The sequence below is a fragment of the Nocardioides sp. genome, assembly GCF_035697785.1.
Lineage (GTDB): Bacteria > Actinomycetota > Actinomycetes > Propionibacteriales > Nocardioidaceae > Nocardioides_B.
In genome coordinates, this window is record NZ_DASSCL010000118.1 from 1 (window position 1) to 2,095 (window position 2,095).

Below are 2,095 nucleotides of genomic sequence, written 5' to 3' on the forward strand. Positions count from 1 at the left end.
TGGGTGGACTGGCGGCGTCCGGGCTTCCAGCTCGGCCTCGACATCGCCGAGGTCAAGCACAACAACCCGCAGGCCATCGGCGTGATCCTCGGCGGACACGGCATCACCGCCTGGGGGGCGACCTCCGAGGAGTGCGAGCGAAACTCGCTGGAGATCATCCGCACCGCCGAACAGTTCCTTGCCTCGCACGGCAAGGCCGAGCCGTTCGGCGCCGTCGTGCCCGGCTTCGAGGCACTGCCCACCGAGGAGCGGCGAGCCCGTGCCGCAGCCCTCGCCCCGGTGATCCGGGGACTGGCTTCCACCGACGCCCCGCAGCTCGGGCACTTCACCGACAGCGACGTCGTGCTCGAGTTCCTGTCCCGGGAGAAGCTGCAGCCGCTGGCCGAGCTCGGCACCTCCTGCCCCGACCACTTCCTGCGCACCAAGGTCCGGCCGCTGGTCGTCGACCTGCCGGGCAGCACGCCTCTGGAGGACGTGGTCACGCGGCTCCGCGAGCTGCACATCGCCTACCGCGAGGAGTACGCCGCCTACTACGACCGGCACTCGGTCTCGACCGGCTCGACCACCGAGGCGTCGCCCCCCATGCGCGGTGCCGACCCGGCGATCGTGCTGGTCCCCGGGGTCGGGATGTTCTCCTTCGGCAAGGACAAGCAGACCGCCCGCGTCGCCGGGGAGTTCTACGTCAACGCGATCAACGTGATGCGCGGCGCGGAGGCCGTCTCGACGTACGCCCCGATCGACGAGAGCGAGAAGTTTCGCATCGAGTACTGGTCGCTCGAGGAGGCCAAGCTCCAGCGGATGCCGAAGCCGAAGCCGCTCGCCGGACGGGTCGCGCTGGTCACCGGCGCCGGCTCGGGCATCGGCAAGGCGATAGCCGAACGGCTCGGCGGCGAGGGCGCGTGCGTCGTCGTCGCCGACCTGGATGCCGACGGCGCCCGTGAAGTAGCGGAAGGCATCGGCAACACAGACAAGGCGATCGCCGTGGTGGCGGACGTGACCGACGCCGATGCGGTGCAGTCCGCCGTGGACGCGGCGGCGCTGGCGTTCGGAGGCGTCGACCTGGTCGTCAACAACGCCGGGCTGTCGATCTCCAAGCCGCTGCTCGAGACCACCGAGAAGGACTGGGACCTGCAGCACGACGTGATGGCCAAGGGATCGTTCCTGGTCTCGCGCGCGGCGGCCAAGGCGATGGTCGAGCAGGGGATGGGCGGCGACATCGTCTACATCTCCTCCAAGAACTCCGTGTTCGCCGGCCCCAACAACGTGGCCTACGGCGCGGCCAAGGCCGACCAGGCACACCAGGTGCGGCTGCTCGCGGCCGAGCTGGGCGAGCACGGCATCCGGGTCAACGGCGTGAACCCCGACGGTGTGGTGCGAGGCTCCGGGATCTTCGCGAAGGGCTGGGGCGCCCAGCGCGCAGCGGTGTACGGCGTGGAGGAGAAGGACCTCGGCGCCTTCTACGCCCAGCGCACGATCCTGAAGCGTGAGGTGCTCCCCGAGCACGTCGCCAACGCGGTCTTCGCGCTGACCGCCGGCGAGCTGACGCACACGACGGGTCTGCACATCCCGGTCGATGCGGGGGTCGCCGCAGGTTTCCTGCGATGAACGGGCCGGCGGTGCCGGCGACCGGGTCCCGCCCGCTCGGGCCGCTCAGGGTCGCCGCGGTGGACCTCGGCGCCACGAGCGGCCGGGTCATGGTCGGCACCGTCGGCCCCGGGCTGCTCGAGCTCGAGGAGGTGCATCGGTTCGGAAACGGGCCGGTGCGGGCCGGCGGCACGCTCTACTGGGACGTGCTGGGGCTGTACCGGGAGACCCAGGCCGGGCTGCGGCTCGCTGCCGCCGGCGGCCCGGTCGACGCGATCGGGATCGACTCGTGGGCGGTCGACTACGCGCTCCTCGGCCCCAGTGGGGCGCTGCTCGACAACCCGGTCTCCCACCGGGACCTCCGCACCGAGGGAGTCCGGGAGCGCGTGGTGAAGACCCTCTCCGAGCGGGACCTCTACGCCACGACGGGCCTGCAGCAGCTCCCCTTCAACACCCTCTACCAGCTCGTCTCGGCGCCGGAGCTGCTGCCCGCGGCCGAGACGATGCTGCT

1 protein-coding gene and 1 pseudogene are annotated in these 2,095 nt (G+C 71.4%); both read left to right on the forward strand.

All coding sequences use genetic code 11. The annotated features are described in order from the left end of the window. On the forward strand, positions 1–1,605 hold a 1,605-nt coding region (gene rhaD / locus VFH10_RS12680), incomplete at its 5' end, for a bifunctional rhamnulose-1-phosphate aldolase/short-chain dehydrogenase (protein ID WP_325129065.1). After that, positions 1,602–2,095 (forward strand): annotated as a pseudogene (locus VFH10_RS12685) (rhamnulokinase); the annotation flags it as partial. The gene rhaD and the pseudogene VFH10_RS12685, both read left to right, overlap by 4 nt.